The sequence below is a fragment of the Achromobacter marplatensis genome (assembly GCF_002209535.1).
Lineage (GTDB): Bacteria > Pseudomonadota > Gammaproteobacteria > Burkholderiales > Burkholderiaceae_B > Achromobacter > Achromobacter marplatensis.
This window is the reverse complement of record NZ_NJIG01000020.1, coordinates 1-21,902: the sequence shown is the minus strand read 5'-3', so window position 1 is coordinate 21,902 and position 21,902 is coordinate 1. Positions and strand designations below refer to the sequence as shown.

Sequence of the window (21,902 nt, the reverse complement as noted above, 5' to 3'; positions counted from 1 at the left end):
GTTGGGTAGTTGGGGGCGTGCGGTGTCTTGCGCCGGGGCGTTGGTCGTTTCGCGCTACGTGCATTTGTAGGATGGGTGGAGCGCGTGCGGTGGTCACTTGTGCGCGGGTGCTTGCCGCGCGTAACCCATCGTCGCTTGCGAAGGCGTGGCCGGATTATGCTGTGGTATTCACGCTTCTCATCCGGGCTTTTCTCATGCAATTTTCCGCCGCTATCCCCATTCTGCGCATTTTCTCGGTCGAGAAGGCGCGCGAGTTCTATCTGGATTATCTGGGGTTCTCGTGGGACTGGGAGCATCGCTTCGAGGCCGGGTTTCCCTTGTATGCGCAGGTGCATCGCGGCGACTTGGTCCTGCATTTGAGCGAACACCATGGCGATGCGACGCCGGGGTCGGCGGTGTTTGTGCGGATGCAGGGGGTGGATGCGTATCACGCGGAGCTCACCGCGACGCAGTACGGCTATATGCGGCCGGGCGTGGAAGAGGCGCCCTGGGGGCGGGTGCTGGCGGTTATTGATCCGTTCGGCAACCGCCTGAGCTTTTGCGAAAGCCAGGACTAGGCGCTTACGCGCCGGTCCTGTTGTGCCGGGTTTTACTGCCCCTTTTTCCTACATCTTGCATTCCGCCGCGTGCACGTCAGTGTGGTCGCGGGCGAGTACCTTTTGGTTCTTGTAGACGAGCTTGCCGTCGGGGCCGGCTTCGATGTGCAGCAGGTACCAGTCCTGGATCGGGTGCTGGTTGGGGCCGAACTTGAATTTGCCGCGCACGGTGGGGAAGTCGGCGCGGCGCAGGGCGGTGCGGAAGTCGTCGGCGCGGCCGGTGACGTCGCCGTTGACGGCTTTCAGCGCCGAGGCGATCAGGTTGGCGGTGTCGTAGGCCTGGGCGGCGTAGGCGGTGGGCGGGCGTTTGTAGGCGTTGGTGAAGGCCTCGACAAAGTGCTTGTTCTGCGCGTTATCCAGGTCGGCGCTCCACAGTGAGCTCAGATAGAAGCCCTTGCTTGCGGTACCGGTCGCGGCCAGCATGCGGTCGTCCATCGAGTAGATGGGCGTGATCATGCGGATCTTCTCGGACAGCCCCGAGTTGGCGAACTGCTTGGTCAGGTTGATGCCGGCGCCGCCGGGATGGAATTGGAAGAGGGCGTCGGGGTTCAGCGAGCGGATGCGGGCGAGTTCCACCGAGAAGTCGGACTGGTCCAGCTTGGTATAGATCTCTTCGGCGATTTCGCCCTTGTAGGCGCGCTTGAAGCCGGCGACGGCGTCACGGCCGGCTTGGTAGTTGGGGGCCATGACGACGACGCGTTTGACGCCCAGTTCGTTGGCCGCGATGCCGGCCGTGTCGGCGTACGAGTCGTTCTGGAAGGCGGCGGCGAAGTAATTCGGGTTGCAAGCCTTGCCGGCGTAATTGGAGGGGCCGGCATTCAGGCTGACGTAGAAGCCGCCGGCGTTCAGCACCGTGGGGCCGACGGCGGCCATGACGTTCGAGAAGTTGATGCCCGTGAAGAGCCGCACGCCGTCCTGCACCATCTTGTCGGCGATCTGCTTGGCGTTGGCGGGCTTGAGCGCATCGTCTTCGACGCGCACGTTGACGGGCACGCCGCCCAGCTTGCCGCCGCCTTCTTTCACGGCCAGCATGAAGGCGTCGCGCTCGTCCTCGCCGATGTAGCCGGCGGGCGTGGAAAGCGTGCCGATGAAGCCGATGTCCACCGGCTTTTGCTGCGCGGCGGCCGCGGAGGCCGCCAAAGCCAGCAGGATCGCGGCGGTGCCGCGGATAGGGCTCTTCTTCATGTTGTCTCCTCTTGTGCTCTTGTTATGTCGCCGCGAGGCAGTTCTCCACTTTCCAACCGTACAGCCACTGCAACGCGTCGTAGAACTGGGACTGGCTGCGGCCGGTCCACAGTTGGTTGCGCACGGTGCGTTCCACGCCCCGCGCGTGATACAGGCGGCCCATTTCCCGGGTGGACCAGACCACGCGCGCGCTGCGCGGGATGCGGACCGATTCGTACAGGCGGAAGGCGGCTTCCAGGTCGTAGCCGCATTGGCGCACGGCTTCGCCCAGCGTCACGGCGTCTTCCAGCGCCATGCAGGCGCCCTGGGCCATGTATTGCGTCATGGGGTGGGCGGCGTCGCCCACCAGCGTCACGCGGCCCTGGCCCCACTGCTCGACGGGTTCGCGGTCGGCGGTAGCCCAGCGCTTCCACGACGTGGGGCGGTCCAGCATCTGGTGCGGGCGCGGATGGATGCCCTGGAAGTACGACAGCACCTCTTCCTTGCTGCCTTCGCGCACGCCCCATTCTTCTTGTTCGCGGCTGTGAAACGTGACGACCAGGTTGTATTGCTGGCCGCCGCGCAAGGGGTAGTGCACCAGGTGGCAGTGCGGGCCGGCCCACAGCACGGGTGCGTTGATGCGCAGTTCTTCGGGCATGTTGTCGCGTTCGACCACCGCCCGGTAGACGACGTGGCCGGTCACGCGTGCGGGGTCGCCGATCGTGCGTTCACGGATCACCGATTTGACGCCGTCCGCGCCCACGATGGCGTCCGCCCGGTAGCGGTTGCCGTCCGTGTCCACGACCTCGACGCCGTTGCCGTCTTGCGACATGCCGGCGATCTGGGTAGACGTGCGAAAGCGGATCAGCGGGTTCTGCTGCACGGCTTCCAGGATGGACAGGTGGATGTCTGCGCGATGGATCACGGCATATGGGCCGCCGAAGCGCGCGCGGAACGCGTCGCCCGTGTCGATGCGCACCACTTCCCGGGCATCCACCGCGTCCATCATGATGATGTGATCGGTGAAGACCGCGCGGGTGCGCGCGGTCTGGCCCACGCCCAGGGCGTCCAGTGCGGCGAAGGCGTTCGGGCCCAATTGGATCCCCGCGCCGATCTCGCCAATGTGCGCGGCCTGTTCCAGCAGTTGCACCGCGATGCCTTGGCGGGTCAGCGCCAGCGCGGCGGCCAGGCCGCCGATGCCGCCGCCCACCACGATGACGGACCGGGCCGGTTGAGTGCTTGTCTTGGACGTGTTCATGATTGTTGTCCGCGCCCCGTCATTCCTGGCCGCCAAGGAAGGCGCCTTGGCGCTTCAACTGGGCCTGCAAGGCGGAAACGGGCACATCGGCAGGCGCGATGCCGGCGCGCAGCGCCATGGCCGCGGCCGTGCCTGCAGCTTCGCCCATCACGAAGCAGCTGCCGCTGACGCGCGCGGCCGACTGGCCCTCGTGCGTCATCGAGGCGCAGCGGCCGGCCACCAGCACGTTGTCGGCCACGCCAGGGCCGCGCTTGGGGACCATCATCCGGAACGGCAGCTGGTTGTAACCCCGCGATTCGGGAATGGGTGGCCACATCCATTGCACGTCACCCGCCGTGTGCATTTCCAAGGGCCAGCCATTCACGCCGATGCTGTCTTCGAAATCGGCGCAGCCCAGCACGTGTTCCTTGGTCAATACCGCTTCGCCCACGATGCGGCGCGTTTCACGGATGCCGAGTTGCGGGGCGATGTCCAGTACATACGCGTTCTCGAAGCCCGGCACCTTGGCGCGCAGGAAGCCCAGGTATTGCATGATCTGTCGGCGGCCTTCCAGCTCTCCGGCGGACAGCGACCCGGCATTGGTGCCATCGGCCGCGCTGCCGTCGGCGTTGGCCAGTTGCGTGACGTTCACGCGCCATTCGTAATCGTGCTTTTGCGGACGCACGATGGCGCCCCGGCGGGGGAATGTGAATTCGCCGCTGGCCGCGGCCTGGTCCATCAGGAGGGGGATGGTCTTCCAGGCTTCTTGTGCGCGCGCGCCGTCCACGTTGCCCACCTTGAACATGAGGGTGGGGTAGAGCATGTGGCCGCGTTCGTCGCCTTTTTCGAACGGCAACCCGCCCCATTGCGCGATGTCGGCATCGCCCGAGCAGTCGATGAACACGCGGGCACGCACGGCGCAGCGGCCCGACTTGGTCTCCAGGAACAAGGCGTCCACGCGGCCGTCCTCGGCGCGTGCAAGGCCGGTGGCCAAGGCATGGAACAGCACCTGCGCCCCGCTGTCCTGCACCAGACCGTCGGCCGCGCACTTGAACGCCGAGATGTCGTAGGCCTGGGCGTGGATCTTGCCCAGGATCAGATGCGGATCATTCAGCCCGTCCATGGCGCGCATGCGGTCCAGCAGGTCGTCGGTCATGCCGTGCACGACCTGGCGGATGTCGCCGTGGATGTTGGCGTGCAGCCCGCAGAAGTTCGACACGCCTGCCGCCGTGCCCATGCCGCCCAGGAAGCCGTAGCGCTCCACCAGCAATACGCTGGCGCCATTGCGGGCGGCGCTGGTGGCGGCCAGCACGCCGGCCGGGCCGCCGCCCAGCACCACGACGTCGTATTCGCCGTAGAGCGGGACCTGGCGGGCGGGTTCGTTGATCAGCATCTGATTCTCCTTGCTTGTCGTGCGTGTCACTGGCCTTTGATCCCCAGCTTCTTGATCAGGGGTTCCCAGCGCTGGAGCTCGTCATCCATGTAGGCGCGGAACTCGGCAGGCGTGCTGCCGACGGGGTCCATGAACTGCGCTTGCAGGCGCTTGGCCACCTCGGGGTCGCGGATCGCCTGGATCAGCGCGTCGGACAGCTTCTTCTGGATGTCGGCCGGTACCTTGGACGACACCACGAAGCCGATCCACGCGGATCCCTCGATGCCCGGCACGCCTACTTCGGCCAAGGTCGGGATATCGGGCAGCAGCGCCGAGCGTTTGGACGAGGTGACTGCCAAGGCCTTCAGCCGGCCGTCTTTCACCATCGGCATGACGGCAATGGGCGGCAGCGCCGCGAATTGCGTGTCGCCCGACAGCAACGAGGTCAGGGCGGCGGGCGATGAGGGGTAAGGCACATGTGTGGCGCGCGCGCCGATCTGCTGCAGCAGCAGTTCGACGGCCAGGTGGGACACCGTGCCCGCGCCGGGCGACGGGAAGTTGTACTTGTCCGGGTTCTGCTTCAGCGCATCCAGTAATTGGCTGACGTTGCCGATGCCGGCGGAGGCGGGCACGACCAGCACGTTGGGCTGGTGCACGGCCAGCGTCAGGGGCGACAGGTCGGTCGCCGGCGCGTACGGCAGCTTGTCGAACAGCAGCGTGTTGTTCACCAGCGGGCCGGTAATGGACACGCCGAAGGTGTAGCCGTCGGGCTTGGCGTTGGCGATGGCGAAGGTGCCGATATTGCCGCTGGCGCCGGGCTTGTTTTCGATGACGATGGTCTGGCCCAGGATGGCGCCGGCCTTTTCGCCGACGATGCGGGCGACCTGGTCGGGGCTGGAACCGGGACCGAAGGGCACGATGGCCTTGAGCGGTTGCGTGGGCCACACGTCGGCGGCCTGCGTTGCCGCCAGTGGCGCGGCGGCGGCCAGCGCCAGCATCAGGGCACGCGCCGCGGCGTGGCGGGCCAGCGTCAGCGGACGGGACTTATTCATGCGTGTCTCCCGCGTCTTTCATGGTGGCGAAATAGGTTTGCTCGTTGGCGATGAAGGCGGCGACCATCGCCCGGTAGGTGGCATCCACCACCTGCTCAAGATTGGCGAAACCGCGGTTGTGGCGTTCGGCCAGCGCGCGGGCCTTGTCGAACACCTGGGCCTGGCGCGCGGGCGCGCTGACCTGGAAGGCGTCGCGCTTGAAGCGCGCCGCATCCTTGACGTACATGGCGCGCTCGGCGATCAGGCGCACGATCTCGTCGTCCAGCCGGTCGATGTTGGCGCGCACGTCGGCCAGGTTGGCGCATAGGGGCCGATAGGCCGGATCGGTGTATTCGCGCAGCGGCGCGCCGTGGGTGTCGGGTTCTTGCATGGGCGTCGTCATTGGGTGTAGTCGGGCTGGCGCGCGGGCGCGGCGGCCTGGAACGCGGGCTGCGCGTTGCAGTGGTCGAAGATCCGCAGGATGCGGGGGTAGGCAGACAGGTCGCAGCCCATGCGCTGCGCGTTGGCCACTTGCGGCACCAGGCAGCAATCGGCAAGCGTGGGTGCGTCGCCAAAGCAGTACGCGCCGTGTCCGTGGCGCGCCAGCAGTGCCTCGACGGCGGTCAGGCCCTCGCGGATCCAGTGGTAGTACCAGGCGGTCTTCTGCTCATCCGTGGCGCCCAGCACGTCCTGCAAATAACGCAGGATGCGCATGTTGTTCACGGGATGGATGTCGCAGGAAATGGCGTCGGACAGTTCCAGCACGCGGGCGCGCGCCAGCGTATCGGCCGGGATCAGGCGGGGCTCGGGATGCGTGGCATCCAGGTAGTCGACGATGGCGAGCGATTGCGACAACTGCGTGTCGCCATCGATCAGCAGCGGCACGCCCGCCGACGGGTTCTTGGCCACATATTCCGCGGCGCGCTGCTCCTGCTTGCGCAGGTTCACGGGCAGGTATTCGTAAGGCAGGCCCTTGAGCGCCAGCGCGATGCGCACGCGGTAGGACGTAGAGCTATTGAAGAAGCTGTGGAGTTGCATGCGGGTTCCTGGAAGGTCAGACCATGCGTACGCTGAGCGTGCCCAGGCCGTTGACGCCGCCGACCATCGTGTCGCCGCGCACGACGGGGCCCACGCCTTCCGGCGTGCCGGTGTAGATCAGGTCGCCCGCTTCCAGGCGGAAGTACTTGGACAGGTAGGCGATGGTCTCGGCGACGGACCAGATCAGCTTGCCGATGTCGCTGCGTTGCTTGTCCGCGCCATTGACCTGTAGCCAGATGGCGGCCTGGCCGATGCCGTCGACCGACGCGGCCGGGTGCAGCGGCCCGATGGGCGCGCTCTGGTCGAAAGCCTTGCCCAGTTCCCACGGGCGGCCGGCTTCACGCATCTTCATCTGCAGGTCGCGCCGCGTCATGTCCAGGCCCACGGCGTAGCCCCAGACGTGCTGCAACGCGTTATCCACCGTGATGTTGGCGCCGCCCTTGCCGATGGCCGCGACCAGTTCAATCTCGTAATGCAGGTTGGCGGTCTCGGGCGGGTAGGGCAAGTCCAGCGTCTGGCCGTCGGCCACCGGAACGACGGCGTCGGCGGGCTTGCAGAAGAAGAACGGCGGTTCGCGGTCGGGATCGAAGCCCATTTCGCGGGCATGGGCGGCGTAGTTGCGGCCCACGCAGTAAACGCGGCGAACCGGGAAGGCGTCCTGGCTGCCGGCGATGGGCACGGCGACGGGGGCGGCGGGAGCAAACACGAAAGGCATGAATCACCCTTGAAAGAGGGAAGGGAAAGCGATAAGTGGCGGGGGCCCGCGCGCTCAGGCGATGCGTTCTTCGCGCCACAGGCCCAGCGCGTCCTGCACCGGGCGGTCGGAATAGCTGAAGAGCGTGGCGTCTTCCAGCGCGGCCAGTTGCACGGGCAGCCAGGAGGGCGCCACGAAGACGTCGCGTGGACCGAAGTGGAATTCCTGGTCGCCGATGCGCGCCGTGCCGCGGCCTTCCACCACGCTATAGACGGTGGAGTCGGTGCTGCGATAGGTCTTGCCCTGGAAGCCGGCGGGCAGCAGCTGCATGAAAGTCGCCATCGTCGGCATGGGGTAGCCGCCCGTGGCCGGATTCAGGTAGCGCAGCTTCACGCCGTCCCAGGGATCCAGTTCACCGTGGCGGTACAGCGCGTCCAGCGCTTCGCGGCTGCGTTCGTAGGGGTAGTTGAAGATGGGCGACGTGCCGCGCGCCGCCTGATGGCGCACCGGCGCCATGTTGTGGCCGAAGCGGGCCATGCTGTCGCCTTCGGGCCGCGTGACGGGCTGGGTGGCCTGCGGGTAGTTCTCGGCAAAGCCGGCGTCCAGGAAGCGCAGCAGCGGAATGTCCAGGCCGTCCAGCCACACCACGGGTTCGCCGCCCTCGGTGGTTTCGGCGTTGCCGTGGTCGTGCCAGGTCCAGGACGGCGTGATGATGAAGTCGCCGGGGTGCATGGTGGTGCGCTCGCCGTTGACGGCCGTATAGGCGCCGCGTCCTTCCACGATGAAGCGCAGCGCGGACTGCGTGTGGCGGTGGCTGGGCGCGATTTCGCCGGGCAGGATCAGTTGCAGACCGGCATACAGGCTCTGGGTGATGCTCGCTTGTCCCGGCAGGCCGGGGTTCTCCAGGATCAGGACGCGGCGCACGGCTTCTTCGGCCGTGATCAGTGATCCCGATGCCATGACGTCGTCGCGCACGTCGTCGTATTTCCAGAGGGCGGGCACGCAGCGCGGGGCAGGCTGGCGGGGCACCAGGTTGTGCAGCGACTCCCACAGGGGAGCCATGTGCTTTTTGGCGATGCGCGCGTAATAGGCGGCGCGATCTGCGGCGCGGTCGGCGGCATGATCGGCGCCGGCGGGGTGGCCGTCGGGCATGGTTGTCTCCAGTATGTCCGGCTGTTGCCGGCTTCTACGGGTGGCCGCCGCGTGGTTCGCGGCTGGTCCGGATATGGAGACGATTATGCGTAAGCAGCTATGTGTTTAATAATGAAATTATCTTATTATCCATACGAATAACAATATACATACGAGACAACCTCCTCTCGACGAGGACCCGCATGGACTGGACCCACCGCCTGCGGCTGCGCAATCTGAAGATGCTGCTGAGCCTGGCGCAGACCCGCAACATCAGCCATTCGGCCGCGATGCTCAACACCACGCAGCCGGGTTTGTCGAAGTGGCTGAAAGACCTGGAAGATGATATCGGCCTGCCGCTGTTCGAGCGCCATGCGCGCGGCCTGCGGCCCACCCCGCACGGCGACGTGCTGATCGCCCACGCCCAGCGCGTGGAATCGCAGCTGGACCGCGCCAGCGCCGACATGGCCGCGTTGCGTGAAGGCGGCGGCGGCCGGGTGGTGATCGGCGCGTCCGGCGCGTCGGCGTCAGATACGGTGCCGCTGGCGGTGATGAAGCTGCTGGAACGCATGCCGCAGGCGCGCGTGAAGCTGGTGGAGGGCACGACGGACCGCCTCCTGGCGCAACTGGCCCAAGGCGACCTGGACATCGTGGTGGGCCGCTCGGCGCCCGAGCATCACGACCCGGCGATCCGCTTCGAGGCGCTTTACCTGGAACCCATTCATCTGGTGGCGCGCCCGCGCCATCCGCTCTTCTCGATCGAGCAGCCCAGCTGGCAGGACCTGCTGTCGTACCGGTGGATCCTGTGGCCCAAGGGCACGCCCATCCGCAATGCGGTGGACGCCGCGTTGGCGGCCGCCGGGCAGGCGCCGCCGCCGGACCATGTGGAGTCGAACTCGGTGACGATCAACCTGACGCTGATCAACAACAGCGACATGATCGGCGTGGCCTCGCACCGCGCGGCGCTGCGGTTTTCGCAGATGCGGGCGATGCGGATCATCCCGGTGCGCTTGTCCGGTTTCGGCTCGGTGGCGATGTATTGGCGCGAAGACGCCTTCAGGCCGCTGGCGGTGCAGGAAGCGATGGCAGCCTTGCGCAATACGGTGGCGGAACATGCGCCGGGCGTGACGAGGCTGTGATGCCATCCTCCGGCGCGGGCCTGAATGCGTTGATCGCGCAGTGCCGCCGGGTGGAGGCTGCGCTGGCCGGAAGCCCGGACCCGTCCGCGTCCGTGGCCATGCATCGGTTCGTGGCCGACATGGATGCCAGACGGATCCCGCCAGGGATGTGGTCGCCGTTGGCGTTGTCGGTACTGGTGATGACGGGCGGGTTGGGCGTCGGCATCGAAGTGCTTAGCCTGGTGCTGCGCGCTGTGGGCTCGGCCTGGGCGGCGTTCGCGCTGGTGGCGGTGTGCGCGGGGACGGCGCTGGCGTTGTCGATCGCGGTGGTGATGCTGATGGCGGGACGGTCGGCGGGGCTGGTGATCGTGAAGTGGCTGGCGATCGGGTTGGTGACCGTGGGCGGCCTCGGCGTGATTGCCTGGACGCAGGGGGATGTTAGGGCAGTGGGGCCTGTCGTGGCGTTGCTGGGGGGGTTAGGGGCCTGGTTGGTGGCCAATAGTGGGGGGTTTTTTGTGTTTGTGGGGTATCGGGTGGCGCGGCGGTATCTGGATCTTCGGAGGTAGGTTTGGGTTCTTGAGGCGCCCGGCGCGGCGGTGGCCTGCGGTGCGCGCGTCAACGATTGCGGTCCGGAGCCTTCGCTCCGGACTTCCCCTTTGTCATCTTCGTTGTTGCCTGCGGCAACTGCCTTCAGATTCCCTCGGGCGCATCGACTCCCCGCGCACCGCAGGCCACCGCCGCGCCGGGCTCGGTCAGCTGCCATTTACTGGTTGCCGGGGAGAGCGAGGTGCTTGCGGTTCGTGGTACCGGCGGGGTGGGGTGGAGGGTCTTGCGGGGCCCGCCGCCCGGCCGGCCGCGCGGGCGGCCTTCGGGGGCTTACGCGGTGTCTTGCGTCGACGGGTGATGCTGCGCGTGTGGGTGCACTTCGCTGCGCGTTCGTAGGATGGGTGGAGTGCGCGCCTGTCTGCCTACGAACACGGATGCATGCCGCACGTAACCCATCGTCGATGCATGGCGATGTCGGCACTTCGACGATGGGTTACGCGCGATGGGCAGTCGCGCACCGGTGTAGCGCATTGCGCGCTACACCCATCCTACTTGGCTGCTACCGTTTCCGGCGGGACGGGGTTTTCCCAGCCGCCGCCGATGGCGCGGATCAGTTCCACGGCGGATCTTGCCTGCTCGCCGCTCAGCTGCACGGCCACGCGTTGTTGCAGCAGGACGCTGCGGTCGGCTTCGATCACGTCGAGGTAGCTGATCGAGCCTTCGCGGTATTGCGTGTGCGACAGCTTGGCGGCGCGGGCCGAGGCTTCGACGGCGGCGTCTTGGGCCTTGGTCTGGTCTGCCAGGATGCGCAGATTGGCCAGGTTGTCTTCGACTTCGCGGAAGGCGTTCAGCACGGTTTGGCGGTAGACGGCGACGTCTTCCTCGTAGACGGCGCGGGCGCGGTCCAGGCCGGCTTGGCGGCGGCCGCCGTCGAAGATGGGCATGGACAGCGCGGCGCCGACCAGCGGGCCCAGCAGGAACGTGCGGCTGGACCACTGGAAGAGGTTGCCCAGGTCGGACGACTCATAACCAAAGGCGCCGGTGATGTCCAGGCGCGGGAAGAACGCGGACTTGGCAGCGCCGACGCGCGAGTTGGCGGCGGCCATGGCGCGTTCGGCGGCGGCGATGTCGGGGCGGCGTTCCAGCAGCGTGGACGGCAGGCCGGCGGGAATCGACAGCGCGACCTTCTGGATCGGCTGCGGCGGCATCGTGAAGTCGGACGGGGCGCGGCCCAGCAGCACGGCCAGCGCGTGTTCGGTCGTGGCGCGGCGGCGGTCGATGCCGAGTGCTTCCGATTGCGCGGAGGCAAGTTCGGCCTTGGCGCGCGCCAGGTCCAGTTCGCTGATGTCGCCGGCGTCGTAGCGGCGCTGGATCAGTTGCAGGGTGTCCGTGCGCAGCTTGACCGTCTGGTTGTACAGCTGCGATTCGGCGTCCTGTTCGCGCACCAGGAAGTACGTGGTGGCCACGTCGGCCTGCAAGGCCAGCAGCACCGAACGGTACAGCGCTTCGCTTTGCTGGGCGTCGGCGGTGGCGGCGTCGGCGGTGGATGCCACGCGGCCGAACAGGTCCGCTTCATACGACACCGCGCCTTGGGCGCGCCACGTCGTCACCGGGCTGGTGGACGTGCCGTCGGGCAGGCCTTGCGAGACGGCCGACGGGCGTTGGCGGTTGGGGCCGAAGGCCGCATCCAGCGAGGGGAAGAAGCCGGCGCGGGCCTCGCGCTGCAGGGCACGCGACTGCGCCAGGCGGGCGGCAGCGGCCTGCAGGTTCTGGTTGGCGTGTTGCGCTTCGTCTTCCAGCTGGTTCAGGCCTTCATCGCCGAATACCTTCCACCAGGCGCCGCGCAGCGCGTCTTCCGACGGCTCGGCGGGCTTCCAGGTGCCGGCTTCGGAAGCGGGCAGGGCGGCTTCCTTGAATGCCGCCGGCGCGGCGGCAGACGGTTTTTCGTAAGTGGGGCCCACCGCGCAGCCGGCCAGCACGAGCAGGACGGCAAGCAAGGCGGAACCGCGGGTCAGTCTTTGGATCATGATGAATTCTCTTTGGCGCGCGCCCCGCCTGCTTGGGCGGGACGCGCTGGCTTCTCTTTCGTCTGCCGGCGTTACGCGTGAGTCTGCGTGGCAGGCGGTGCGTGCGGGTCGATGTGCGGCGCGCACTCCGGCGCTTCATGCGGGGCCGCCGAGTGCAGCGGCTTGCCGCCCAGCGAACGCAGCAGCACGTAGAACACCGGCGTCAGGAACAGGCCGAACAAGGTCACGCCCAACATCCCGAAGAACACGGCCACCCCCATGGCATGGCGCATTTCGGAACCGGCGCCAGACGACAGCACCAGCGGCACCACACCCATGATGAACGCGATGGAGGTCATCAGAATCGGGCGCAGACGCAGGCGGCTGGCTTCGATGGCGGCTTCCAGCGGCGTGCGGCCGCTCATCTCAAGTTCGCGGGCGAATTCCACGATCAGAATGGCGTTCTTCGCCGACAACCCCACCAGCACCATCAAGCCGATCTGCGTGAAGATGTTGTTGTCGTTGCCCGTCAGGTAGACGCCCGTCAGCGCAGCCAGGATGCTCATCGGCACGATCAGGATCACGGCCAGCGGCAGCGTCAGGCTTTCATACAGCGCGGCCAGCACCAGGAACACCAGCAGCACGCTGATGGGGAACACCCATAAGCCAGCATTGCCCGCCAGGATCTGCTGATACGTCAGGTCGGTCCATTCGAACTTCACCCCGCGCGGCAGCGTTTCGGCGGCGACGCGTTCGGCCGCGGCCTGCGCCTGGTCGGACGAGAAGCCGGGGGCCGGGCCGCCGTTGATGTCGGCGGCGGTGTAGCCGTTGTAGCGCACCACCATTTCAGGCCCGAAGGTCTGCTTGACGGTCACCAGCGACGACAGCGGCACCATGTCGCCCGCGGCATTGCGGGTCTTCAGCTGCAGGATGTCGTCGGCGTGCGCTCGGAACGGCGCATCGGCTTGCGCACGCACCTGGAACACCCGGCCGAAGCGGTTGAAGTCGTTCACATACATCGAACCCAGGTAGATCTGCATGGTGTCGAAGACTTCGGTCACCGGCACGCCCAACTGCTTGGCCTTCACGCGGTCCAGGTCCACATCCAGCTGCGGCACATTGATCTCGTAGCTGGAGAACGACGGGCCCAGTTCAGGCGTCTGGCGCGCTTTTTCCAGGAAGGCCTGCTTGGCCTTGTCCAGTTCGGCATAGCCGAGTGCGGCACGGTCTTCCAGTTGCAGCTTGAAGCCGCCCAGCGTGCCCAGGCCCATCACGGGCGGGGGCGGAAACACGGCGATGAACGAGTCCTGGATAGCGGCGAACTTCTGGTTCAGCGACGCGGCGATGGCGTTACCCGAGAGCGCGGCGCCCTTGCGTTCATCAAAGGGCTTGAGCGTCACGAACACGATGCCGGCGCTGGAGCTGTTGGTGAAGCCGTTGATCGACAGGCCCGGGAACGCGATGGCGGATTGCACGCCGGGTTCCTTCAGGGCGATGTCGCTCATGCGGCGGATCACCGCTTCCGTGCGGTCCAGCGAGGCACCGTTGGGCAGCTGCGTGAAGCCGATCAGGTACTGCTTGTCCTGCGCCGGCACGAAGCCGCCAGGCACCAGGTACGACACCCCGATGGTCGCGGCCACCAGCACCGCGTACACGCCCATCGCGCCCGCCTTGCGGCGGATCACGCCGGACACGCCCGAGCCGTAGGACTCGGAGGCGCGGCCGAACATGTTGTTGAACCAGTTGAAGAAGCGGCCGAAGACGCGGTTCATGCCACGGGTCAGCCAGTCCTGCTTGTCGTGATGGCTCTTGAGCAGCAGGGCCGACAGGGCGGGCGACAGGGTCAGCGAGTTGAAGGCCGAGATCACCGTCGAAATGGCGATGGTCATGGCGAATTGCTTGTAGAACTGGCCGGTCAGGCCCGTCATGAAGGCCAGCGGCACGAACACGGCGCACAGCGTCAGCGCGATGGCGATGATGGGGCCGCTCACTTCGCGCATGGCGCGGTAGGTCGCGTCGCGTGGACTCAAGCCCGCCGCGATGTTGCGCTCGACGTTTTCCACCACCACGATGGCGTCATCCACCACGATCCCGATGGCCAGCACCATCCCGAACAGCGACAGGGCGTTGATGGAATAGCCGAACACCAGCAGCAGCGCGAACGTGCCCACGATGGAAACCGGCACCGCCAGCAGCGGGATGATGGACGCGCGCCAGGTCTGCAGGAACAGGATCACCACCAGCACCACCAGCGCAATGGCTTCCAGCAGCGTGTGCACCACGGCTTCGATACTGGACCGCACGAACTGCGTGGGGTCGTATTCGATGCGGTATTCCACGCCCGGCGGGAAGTCCTGCTCCAGTTCGGCCATCGCGGCGCGCACCTTGCTCGAGACGTCCAGCGCGTTGGCGCCCGGCGATTGCATGATGCCCATGCCCACCGCCTGCTTGTTGTCCAGGAGCGAGCGCAGACCGTATTCCTGCGCGTCCAGCTCCACGCGGGCGACGTCGGACAAGTGCGTCACGGCGCCGTCGGGCGAGGTCTTCAGGATGATGTCGCGGAACTCTTCTTCGCTTTGCAGGCGGCCGCGCGCATTCACGTTCAGCTGCAGCGGCACGTCGCCTTGCGTGGGCGATGCGCCGATCACGCCGGCGGCGACCTGCACGTTCTGTTCGCGGATGGCGGCGACCACTTCGGACGCGGTCATGCCGCGCTGGGCGACCTTTTGCGGGTCCAGCCAGACGCGCATCGAGTAGTTGCCCGAACCCCACACCGTCACTTCGCCCACGCCCGTGATGCGGGCCAGGCGGTCCTTGACGTTCAGGATCGCGTAGTTGCGCAGGTAGGTGATGTCGTAGCGGTCATTGGGCGAGATCAAGTGCACGACCAGCGTCAGCGTGGGCGAGCTCTTGGCGGTGGTCACGCCCAGGCGCTGCACGTCCGGCGGCAGGCGCGGCAGCGCTTGCGACACGCGGTTCTGCACCAGCTGCTGCGCCTTGTCCGGGTCCACGCCCAGCTTGAAGTTGACCGTCAGCGTCAGGTTGCCGTCGCTGTTGGCCTGCGACTGCATGTACAGCATGTCTTCCACGCCGTTGATGGATTCTTCCAGCGGCGAGGCGACGGTTTCGGCAATGACCTTGGGGTTGGCGCCCGGATACTGCGCGCGCACCACCACCGACGGCGGCACGACTTCCGGGTATTCGGAAATGGGCAGCTGGAACATGGCCAACAGGCCCGCCAGCAGCACCAGGATGGACAACACGCCGGCGAAAATCGGCCGGTCGATGAAGAACTTTGAGATATTCATGAACGTTCTCTGTAGACGCGCAGGCCTTACTTCAGAGCGGCTGCGGCGGTCTTGACCGGAGCGGCCTTGGCGGCAACCATGGGCACGACGGTCGGAGCCACGGCGTCGCCGGGGCGGATGCGTTGCAGGCCGTTGACGACGATGCGCTCACCGGCGGCAAGCCCCGAGTCCACGACGCGCAGGCCTTCCTGGTTGGCGCCCAGCTTCACTTGGCGGTAGATGGCGTGGTTCTTGTCGTCCAGCACCAGCACGTAGCGCTTGTCCTGGTCGGTGCCGATGGCGCGTTCGTCGATCAGCACGGCCGAACGCGGGTCGCTACCGCCCAGGCGGACGCGGGCATACAGACCGGGCAGGAGCGAACCGTCGGCGTTATCGAACTCGGCGCGCACGCGGATCGTGCCGGAGGTGGCGTCCAGGCGGTTGTCGACCGACTGCACGTAACCGGTGCGCGAATAGCCGTCCTCGTTGGCCAGGCCCAGTTCGACCGGGACCGAACCAGCCTTGCCGTTGCGGGCCGGGTTCACGTACTTGAGGAAGGTTTGTTCGTCCACGTCGAACGATGCGTACATCTTCGACACCGACACCAGCGTCGTCAGCGGCACCGACGTGGCGCCGGCGGCGACCACGTTGCCCACGGTGACTTCGGCGCGCGACACGCGGCCAGCCACCGGCGCTTCAATGCGCGTGTAGCCCAGATTCAGCTTGGCGTAGTCCAGGGCGGCTTGCGCGCCCTGCAGGTTGGCGGCGGCTTCGCGCGAGGCGTTCTGCTTTTCCTCGAAGTCGCGGCGGGCGATGGCGTTGTCCGTCAGCAGGCGCTGGCCGCGGGCCAGTTCCGTGGCGGTGTAGGACGCGCGGGCCTTGGCGGCCGTCAGGGCGGCGGCGGCGCGGTCCACTTCGGCCGCGTACGGGCGCGGGTCGATGGTGAAGAGCACGTCGCCCTTCTTGACGATGCTGCCGTCCTGGAAGTGCACGGCCGTCAGGGTGCCGGACACCAGCGGGCGGATGTCGACGCGGTCGATGGCTTCCAGGCGGCCGGAATAGCGCTGCCAGTCCACGATGGTCTTGCTGACGACTTCAGCCACCTCGACGGGCGTGGCGGCGGGGGCGCCTTGGGCCATGGCGACATTGCCGCCGGCAGGTCCCCGGGTCAGGGCATAGCCGCCTCCGGCCGCGAGTACGGCTGCAAAGACGACGAGCATAGCGATACGATTGCGCGAAACCATGATGTTTCCTTGAGTGGTATAGGGGCGAAAGCGCGCTTGTTTGAGCCTGGGGCGGAGGCGGCTCCGGCAGTCCGGGGCATGGCAGTCCTTAGCGTCCGCTGGATATATGCATATGCTGCAATGCAACATGCAACAGGGTTGCGTTTCCTAGGCAGGGCGCCTTGGCGGGGCGGGATCACTGCGGTGTCGGAAGCTGAGGATTGACATGCCCTGTGGAGGCGCCGGGAGGCAAGGGCACTTCAAGATGGTTTGCATTCTGAGTGTTTTGCGGGGCCGGATAAACCTTTCTATTCCGGCAACACTGTTCGACAGAAATGACTAATCGGCGGCAAAATCGGGTTATGCTCCGTTCACCCCGACTTATTTGCCCAAAAGGACACCGTCGCCATGGACCGTTTTCAGGCTATGCAGGTGTTTGTGCGCGTCGTGGACGCCAATAGCTTCACCCGGGCGGCCGACAGCCTTTCGCTTCCGCGCACCACCGTCACCACCATCATCCAGAACCTCGAACGCCTTCTGGGCGTGCGCCTGCTCAACCGCACCACGCGCCGTATCGGCCTGACGCCGGACGGCGCGGGCTATTACCAGCATTGCGTGCGCATCCTGGCGGACGTCGAAGAGACCGAGGCCTGTTTCCAGGAAGCGGCGCTGCGCCTGAAGGGGCGGCTGCGCATCGACGTCCCGACCTGCATCGGGCGGCTGATCCTGATCCCCTCATTGTGTGATTTCCACGACAAATACCCCGACGTCGAGCTGGTGCTTGGCCTGGGCGACCGCCCCGTGGATATGGTGCAAGAGGCCGTGGACTGCGTGATCCGCGCCGGCGAACTGGAAGATTCCAGCCTGGTCGCGCGCCGCATCGGCACCCTGCAGACGGTCACCTGCGCTTCGCCCACCTATATTGCCCGCCACGGCATGCCGCAAACGATCGAATCGTTGCGCGATCACCACGCGGTGCATTACTTCATGAGCCGCACGGGCCGCAACTGCGCCTGGGACTTCAAGGTAGACGGCAAGCACCAGGAAGTGGACATGAAGGGGACGGTGGCCGTGAACGAAGCCGGCGCGTACCTGGATTGCGGCCTGAAAGGGTTCGGCCTGATACAAGTCGCCCGCTATATGGCCTTGCCGCACCTGCAATCCGGCGAACTGATCGAAATCCTGCCGCAATGGAAGCCCAGCTCCACGGCAATCTCCGTGCTGTATCCGCAAAGCCGCCAGTTGTCGCCCAAGGTGCGCGCCTTCACCGACTGGGTGGCGGAATTGTTCGCCGGCTGCCCGTTGCTGAGCGGCCGTGACGAAACCGATCCCGCCGTCGGCAGCTGCGGCGTGTATCAGCGCCAGTTGGGCATGCCCAGCGCGATGACCCTGGGTCAGCCCCAGCCAGGCATGGAACCCGCCTTGCTCCAGACGGCGCCGCCGCGCCGCCGCAGCGCGCGCGAAGAGGCGGCCGAATACGCGCTGTAAGCGTATGAGGGGGCGGGCCAGCCGGCCCGCCACGCCGGGAAACCACGGGAAACCCCGTAGTAAATACAGGGCTTGCGTCCCTCGTATTTCATGAAACGTCTGTATAGTCCGACAGTCAAAGCCTACAACGCCCTTACTGTCGATCCGCTCTATGCAGCCTGTTCTACCCGCTTACCTGATCGCCCGTTGGCTGCTGCTGCTTGTCTTGTTGGCAGGGGTTTACTTCCTTAGCGGCTTCCTCGTCCCCGCGCTTGCGGCACTCATCATCGGTTTGGCCAGCTGGCCTTTGTACCAGCGCCTGGTCGTGCGTTGCGGTGGCCGCACGGCAGTGGCCGCGTCGCTGGCGCTGCTGGTGGTGATCGTCGTGCTGATCGTACCGATGAGCCTGGCGCTGTCATACGCCATCAAGGAAGCCAGCACCTTCTTCGCCTGGGCCATCGCAGCCAACCGCCACGGCGTGGCCGTCCCCAACTGGATCACGTCGATGCCGGTCGTGGGCGAACGGTTGGGGCAATACTGGGAATCGTATATCGGCCAGCCCCATGCGCTGGGCGCGCTAGTCGAAGCCGTCAGCGGCGAACACCTGGGCAATATCTACCGCATGGTGCTGGCGGCCACGGGCAACGTGTTCCAGCTGCTGCTGACCGTGCTGTTCATGCTGATCACCCTGTTCTTCGTCTATAAGGACGGCATCCGCATGGTGGCCCAGCTGGACGTGCTGGGCGAACGCATCCTGCCGGCGCGCTGGCAGCGCTTTTCGCGCGTGGTGCCGGCCACCATCAACTCCACCGTCACGGGCATGGGCCTGATCGCCTTGGGCGAGGGCCTGGTGCTGGGCATCGCTTACTGGGTGGCGGGCGTGCCGTCGCCCGTGCTGCTGGGCGTGGTCACGGGTTTCATGGCACTGATCCCCGGCGGCGCGCCGCTGTCGTTCACCTTGGTGTCGCTGTACCTGGTGGGCTCGGGGCATCTGGTCGCGGGTATCGCGCTGATGGTCTGGGGCAGCGTCGAACTCTTCATCGTCGACAAGACCCTGCGCCCGCGCCTGGTGGGCGGCCCGGTCAAGCTGCCGTTCCTGCCGACCTTCTTTGGCCTGGTGGGCGGCGTGAAGACCATGGGCATCGTGGGGTTGTTCGTCGGCCCCGTGCTGATGGCCTTGCTGGTGGCGGTATGGCGCGAATGGGTGCATCACGAAGTGCAAGAGCGCGACGCCGCGCGCCTGCATCCCCCCATTGTTCCGCCGGTTGAAAAAACACCTACCGCCTGACGCCGGCGCGCCCGGCGCTTTGGTAATCTAGCCATCCCCGCGTATACCGGCGTTTGACCGGTACGCGCCTGCCCTGCACGCAGACGCTTCGCAACCGCCGCGGGGTGTGAGGATCGAGATGTCCGGGTTACTGCCTGATGATCAGATAGCCGTCCTGCGCAAGCAGGGGTTTGTGGTGGCGCGCCAATTCGTTGGCGCGGACCAGGTGGCGGCGCTGCGCGCGCTGGCCGAACGCCATTTGCATGAGCACGTGGCCCCCATCGAATACGAAGCCGATCTGCGCTACCCCGGCGCGCCCGAGTCGCGCGCCGCCGAAGGCGGGCTGACGGTGCGCCGCCTGCTTAGCGCCTATGCGCGCGATCCGCTGTTTGCCCAATGGGCGACCGACCCGCGCATCGGTCAATGGCTGGCCAGCTACTTCGGCGAACCCGCCGTGCTGTCCACGGTGCACCACAACTGCGTGATGACCAAGCATCCGGCCTACGGCAGCTTGACGGGCTGGCATCAGGACATCCGGTATTGGTCGTTTTCCGATACCGACCTGGTGTCCTGTTGGCTTGCCCTGGGGCCGGAAAAGCGCGAGAACGGCGGGCTGTCTTTCATCCCGGGTTCGCATGCGGCGGCATTCACGCCCGATCAGTTCGACGACAAGAAATTCTTCCGCGACGACGCGCCGCAAAACGCCGAATGGATCGCACAGGCGGTCTGCCCGGAACTCGAGGCCGGCGACGTGGTGTTCTTCCATTGCCGCACGCTGCACGCGGCGCAGGGCAATCGCAGCGACCGCGTGAAGCTGTCGGTGGTGCACACCTATCACCCGCAATCGTGCCATCCGCTGCCGGGCACGCGATCGGCCTCGCAGCCGGGCGTGCCTTTGGGAAAACCGGTTGCCGAAAGCGCTTAAAGTAATTGATATTTGCTATTAATAATTGAATTACAATTAAAGTAAGCGCACTACGCGACGATGGGCCGGCAAATTCCCACGTCGCGATGATTCTTGCGCGGCATCCCTAGAACTCAATAGGCTGTTCCCTGTGCGCAAATCCATCCCCGACGACACGGAAAACCCGCAGGCGCCGACCGAGACCCGGTCTTCGCTGTTTGTCGGTTCCACTGAAAAAGCCTTTCAGGTGCTGCACGCGTTCGACGGTTCGAAACGCCACATGACGCTGGCCGATATCGCACGCGCTTCCGGCCTGGACCGCAGCGCGACGCAGCGCCTGGTCTACACGCTGGAGACGCTGGGTTATCTGCGCCGCATCCCCGAAACGCGCAACTACGGCCTGACGCCGAAGGTGCTGCAGTTCTCGTACAACTACGTGCGCGCGAACGAGTTGATCGACAAGGCGTCGCCGTATCTGCTGGACATCAGCCGGACGCTGGGCGAAACGACGAACCTGCAGGAACTGGACGGCCACGAGATCGTTTTCGTGGCGCGCTTTCCGGGCCACCATCTGGTGAATGTGGACATCGCCGTGGGCAGCCGCCTGCCGGCATTCTTCACGGCGTCGGGGACGGCGATTCTGTCCCGGCTGTCAGACGAACACCGGCGCGAGATCCTGGCGCAGACGCGGCTGGAAGCGATTACGCCGTATACCGAAGTGAACCCCGAGAAGCTGCTGGACCGCGTGCAACGCGTGGCCGAGAAAGGCTACGCGATCATCGTGAACGAGACCGTGTTGGGGGATATTTCGGTGGCTGCGCCGGTTATCGATCATCGTGGATTGGCCGTGGCGGCAATCAATATTTCCGTGCCGACAACGCGGTGGACCGTGGCGAGGGTAGAAGCAGAACTGGCGCCGCATGTGCAGGTGGCGGCGACTTCGATTTCTAAGTCCAAGTTTTCTGCTTATTCGAGGTAGGGGCGGCGGGGGGCTGGTCGGGGCTTCGTCGGTGTGTCTCGATGGAGTTTCGTCGGTACGTCCTGATGGAGCTTCGTCTGTGCGTCTCGATGGGGCTTCGTGGGTCGCCCGTCGGCGGGGTCGGGCGGATGGCGCGCGCCCACGATAGCGGTCCGGAGCCTTCGCTCCGGACTTCCCCGTTGTCATCCTCGTCCGCCTGCGGCTCCCTTCGGATTCCCTCGGGCGCATCAAGGTTGCGCGCCATCAGCCCGACCCCGCCGACGGGCTGGCGCTGTCTTGGTTCGATGCGCTGCCAGGATTTTGTTTCCTGACGAGATTTGCGTGGCCCGCCGATTGCGGCCGCGCGGGCGGCGCGCATTCGGCTTACGCGTCACTGGTGCGTCGTGGCGGTGGTCGCTTGCGCGGGGGTGGGGAGGGGTTTGCTAAGGGTCTCGCAGTCACTGGGGGAGGGGCGAGCGACGGGTGGCGCGCGGCAGCCAGCGACGTGCTGACCAAGACCCGTACGCGCGCCACCCATCTGGCGGCACGTGACGACGATCGGCTACGTTCGGGGCTTTATGTTTGTGTCTACCTGGACTCGCGTTCGTAGGATGGGTGGAGCGCGGCAAAGCCGATGTTAGAACGCACATGTCCATCGCGCGCAACCCATCTGGTGGCATGCGAAGACGATGGGTTACGTGCGAAAAACGTTCGTGTGCCTGGGCCCACCGGAACGCACTCCACGGGAGTGTCAGTTTTTTTGTGTTTAAGGCACTCAGAGCCTGAACCCATAGAGGATCAGACATGTCGATGCTATCTCAGCGATACGGGTCAGTGAAGCGCTCTGCATAAATCACTGCGAA

General features: G+C 66.1%; 18 protein-coding genes. 7 read left to right on the top strand and 11 right to left on the bottom strand.

What is annotated here, in order from left to right; all coding sequences use genetic code 11:
* The first annotated feature begins 194 nt into the window (after nucleotides 1-194).
* Nucleotides 195-557: a glyoxalase superfamily protein gene (locus CEY09_RS27625; RefSeq protein WP_006222502.1), complete on the top strand. Its 363-nt coding sequence runs from the start codon at nucleotides 195-197 to the stop codon at nucleotides 555-557.
* A gap of 48 nt (nucleotides 558-605) precedes the next feature.
* Here CEY09_RS27625 and CEY09_RS27620 read toward each other — a convergent pair whose 3' ends face one another.
* Genes CEY09_RS27620 through gtdA form a run of 8 tightly spaced genes read right to left on the bottom strand, consistent with a single transcriptional unit; the run spans nucleotide 606 to nucleotide 8,284 of the window.
* Complete coding sequence (locus CEY09_RS27620; protein ID WP_088591047.1) at nucleotides 606-1,781, bottom strand: ABC transporter substrate-binding protein; 1,176 nt, start codon at nucleotides 1,779-1,781, stop codon at nucleotides 606-608.
* A gap of 22 nt (nucleotides 1,782-1,803) precedes the next feature.
* Entirely contained in the window at nucleotides 1,804-3,018 is a 1,215-nt protein-coding gene (locus tag CEY09_RS27615; protein ID WP_088591046.1) for a 3-hydroxybenzoate 6-monooxygenase, read from the bottom strand.
* Between the two features lie 19 nt (nucleotides 3,019-3,037).
* Nucleotides 3,038-4,390: an FAD-dependent oxidoreductase gene (locus CEY09_RS27610; protein ID WP_088591045.1), complete on the bottom strand. Its 1,353-nt coding sequence runs from the start codon at nucleotides 4,388-4,390 to the stop codon at nucleotides 3,038-3,040.
* Nucleotides 4,391-4,416: 26 nt separating this feature from the next.
* Nucleotides 4,417-5,421, bottom strand: coding sequence for a Bug family tripartite tricarboxylate transporter substrate binding protein (locus tag CEY09_RS27605; protein WP_088591044.1), 1,005 nt, complete (start codon nucleotides 5,419-5,421; stop codon nucleotides 4,417-4,419).
* Entirely contained in the window at nucleotides 5,414-5,791 is a 378-nt protein-coding gene (locus CEY09_RS27600; protein WP_377785600.1) for a chorismate mutase, read from the bottom strand. The genes CEY09_RS27605 and CEY09_RS27600 overlap by 8 nt, the downstream gene beginning before the upstream one ends.
* 8 nt (nucleotides 5,792-5,799) lie before the next feature.
* On the bottom strand, nucleotides 5,800-6,438 hold the full coding sequence (gene maiA, locus CEY09_RS27595) for a maleylacetoacetate isomerase (RefSeq protein WP_088591042.1): 639 nt from the start codon (nucleotides 6,436-6,438) through the stop codon (nucleotides 5,800-5,802).
* Nucleotides 6,439-6,454: 16 nt separating this feature from the next.
* On the bottom strand, nucleotides 6,455-7,153 hold the full coding sequence (locus tag CEY09_RS27590) for a fumarylacetoacetate hydrolase family protein (RefSeq protein WP_088591041.1): 699 nt from the start codon (nucleotides 7,151-7,153) through the stop codon (nucleotides 6,455-6,457).
* Nucleotides 7,154-7,207: 54 nt separating this feature from the next.
* Nucleotides 7,208-8,284 (bottom strand): gentisate 1,2-dioxygenase, encoded by a 1,077-nt coding sequence (gene gtdA, locus CEY09_RS27585; RefSeq protein ID WP_088591040.1) that lies wholly within the window; start codon nucleotides 8,282-8,284, stop codon nucleotides 7,208-7,210.
* Between the two features lie 182 nt (nucleotides 8,285-8,466).
* Here gtdA and CEY09_RS27580 point away from each other — a divergent pair, with 182 nt between their 5' ends.
* Entirely contained in the window at nucleotides 8,467-9,402 is a 936-nt protein-coding gene (locus CEY09_RS27580) for a LysR family transcriptional regulator (RefSeq protein ID WP_006222493.1), read from the top strand.
* Nucleotides 9,402-9,947, top strand: a complete 546-nt coding sequence (locus CEY09_RS27575; RefSeq protein WP_088591039.1) for a hypothetical protein — start codon at nucleotides 9,402-9,404, stop codon at nucleotides 9,945-9,947. Before CEY09_RS27580 ends, CEY09_RS27575 begins: the two co-directional genes overlap by 1 nt.
* A 528-nt stretch (nucleotides 9,948-10,475) precedes the next feature.
* Here CEY09_RS27575 and CEY09_RS27570 read toward each other — a convergent pair.
* The 3 genes from CEY09_RS27570 to CEY09_RS27560 all read right to left on the bottom strand — a co-directional run bounded on the left by CEY09_RS27570 (nucleotide 10,476) and on the right by CEY09_RS27560 (nucleotide 16,464).
* Entirely contained in the window at nucleotides 10,476-11,954 is a 1,479-nt protein-coding gene (locus CEY09_RS27570; protein ID WP_006222491.1) for an efflux transporter outer membrane subunit, read from the bottom strand.
* Nucleotides 11,955-12,025: 71 nt separating this feature from the next.
* Nucleotides 12,026-15,241, bottom strand: coding sequence for an efflux RND transporter permease subunit (locus tag CEY09_RS27565; RefSeq protein WP_006222490.1), 3,216 nt, complete (start codon nucleotides 15,239-15,241; stop codon nucleotides 12,026-12,028).
* A gap of 26 nt (nucleotides 15,242-15,267) precedes the next feature.
* A complete protein-coding gene (locus tag CEY09_RS27560) occupies nucleotides 15,268-16,464 on the bottom strand; it encodes an efflux RND transporter periplasmic adaptor subunit (RefSeq protein WP_167390178.1) in 1,197 nt (398 codons plus the stop codon).
* A 387-nt stretch (nucleotides 16,465-16,851) separates the two neighbouring features.
* Here CEY09_RS27560 and CEY09_RS27555 point away from each other — a divergent pair, with 387 nt between their 5' ends.
* The 4 genes from CEY09_RS27555 (at nucleotide 16,852) to CEY09_RS27540 (ending at nucleotide 21,060) form a co-directional block, all read left to right on the top strand.
* Nucleotides 16,852-17,931: a LysR family transcriptional regulator gene (locus CEY09_RS27555; RefSeq protein WP_088591038.1), complete on the top strand. Its 1,080-nt coding sequence runs from the start codon at nucleotides 16,852-16,854 to the stop codon at nucleotides 17,929-17,931.
* 151 nt (nucleotides 17,932-18,082) lie between these two features.
* Nucleotides 18,083-19,198 (top strand): AI-2E family transporter, encoded by a 1,116-nt coding sequence (locus CEY09_RS27550; RefSeq protein ID WP_006222487.1) that lies wholly within the window; start codon nucleotides 18,083-18,085, stop codon nucleotides 19,196-19,198.
* A gap of 118 nt (nucleotides 19,199-19,316) precedes the next feature.
* Nucleotides 19,317-20,102, top strand: coding sequence for a phytanoyl-CoA dioxygenase family protein (locus tag CEY09_RS27545; protein ID WP_088591037.1), 786 nt, complete (start codon nucleotides 19,317-19,319; stop codon nucleotides 20,100-20,102).
* Between the two features lie 130 nt (nucleotides 20,103-20,232).
* Entirely contained in the window at nucleotides 20,233-21,060 is an 828-nt protein-coding gene (locus CEY09_RS27540) for an IclR family transcriptional regulator (protein ID WP_088591036.1), read from the top strand.
* Nucleotides 21,061-21,902 lie beyond the last annotated feature (842 nt).

What these genes read in the sequence shown, in the direction of transcription:
- CEY09_RS27605 (WP_088591044.1), bottom strand. Translation starts at nt 5,421, where the DNA reads ATGAATAAGTCCCGTCCGCTGACGCTGGCCCGCCACGCCGCGGCGCGT.
- CEY09_RS27620 (WP_088591047.1), bottom strand. Translation starts at nt 1,781, where the DNA reads ATGAAGAAGAGCCCTATCCGCGGCACCGCCGCGATCCTGCTGGCTTTG.
- CEY09_RS27550 (WP_006222487.1), top strand. Translation starts at nt 18,083, where the DNA reads ATGCAGCCTGTTCTACCCGCTTACCTGATCGCCCGTTGGCTGCTGCTG.
- CEY09_RS27560 (WP_167390178.1), bottom strand. Translation starts at nt 16,464, where the DNA reads ATGGTTTCGCGCAATCGTATCGCTATGCTCGTCGTCTTTGCAGCCGTA.
- CEY09_RS27625 (WP_006222502.1), top strand. Translation starts at nt 195, where the DNA reads ATGCAATTTTCCGCCGCTATCCCCATTCTGCGCATTTTCTCGGTCGAG.
- gtdA (WP_088591040.1), bottom strand. Translation starts at nt 8,284, where the DNA reads ATGCCCGACGGCCACCCCGCCGGCGCCGATCATGCCGCCGACCGCGCC.
- CEY09_RS27610 (WP_088591045.1), bottom strand. Translation starts at nt 4,390, where the DNA reads ATGCTGATCAACGAACCCGCCCGCCAGGTCCCGCTCTACGGCGAATAC.
- CEY09_RS27615 (WP_088591046.1), bottom strand. Translation starts at nt 3,018, where the DNA reads ATGAACACGTCCAAGACAAGCACTCAACCGGCCCGGTCCGTCATCGTG.
- CEY09_RS27545 (WP_088591037.1), top strand. Translation starts at nt 19,317, where the DNA reads ATGTCCGGGTTACTGCCTGATGATCAGATAGCCGTCCTGCGCAAGCAG.
- CEY09_RS27600 (WP_377785600.1), bottom strand. Translation starts at nt 5,791, where the DNA reads ATGCAAGAACCCGACACCCACGGCGCGCCGCTGCGCGAATACACCGAT.
- CEY09_RS27555 (WP_088591038.1), top strand. Translation starts at nt 16,852, where the DNA reads ATGGACCGTTTTCAGGCTATGCAGGTGTTTGTGCGCGTCGTGGACGCC.
- CEY09_RS27570 (WP_006222491.1), bottom strand. Translation starts at nt 11,954, where the DNA reads ATGATCCAAAGACTGACCCGCGGTTCCGCCTTGCTTGCCGTCCTGCTC.
- CEY09_RS27575 (WP_088591039.1), top strand. Translation starts at nt 9,402, where the DNA reads ATGCCATCCTCCGGCGCGGGCCTGAATGCGTTGATCGCGCAGTGCCGC.
- CEY09_RS27565 (WP_006222490.1), bottom strand. Translation starts at nt 15,241, where the DNA reads ATGAATATCTCAAAGTTCTTCATCGACCGGCCGATTTTCGCCGGCGTG.
- CEY09_RS27580 (WP_006222493.1), top strand. Translation starts at nt 8,467, where the DNA reads ATGGACTGGACCCACCGCCTGCGGCTGCGCAATCTGAAGATGCTGCTG.
- maiA (WP_088591042.1), bottom strand. Translation starts at nt 6,438, where the DNA reads ATGCAACTCCACAGCTTCTTCAATAGCTCTACGTCCTACCGCGTGCGC.
- CEY09_RS27590 (WP_088591041.1), bottom strand. Translation starts at nt 7,153, where the DNA reads ATGCCTTTCGTGTTTGCTCCCGCCGCCCCCGTCGCCGTGCCCATCGCC.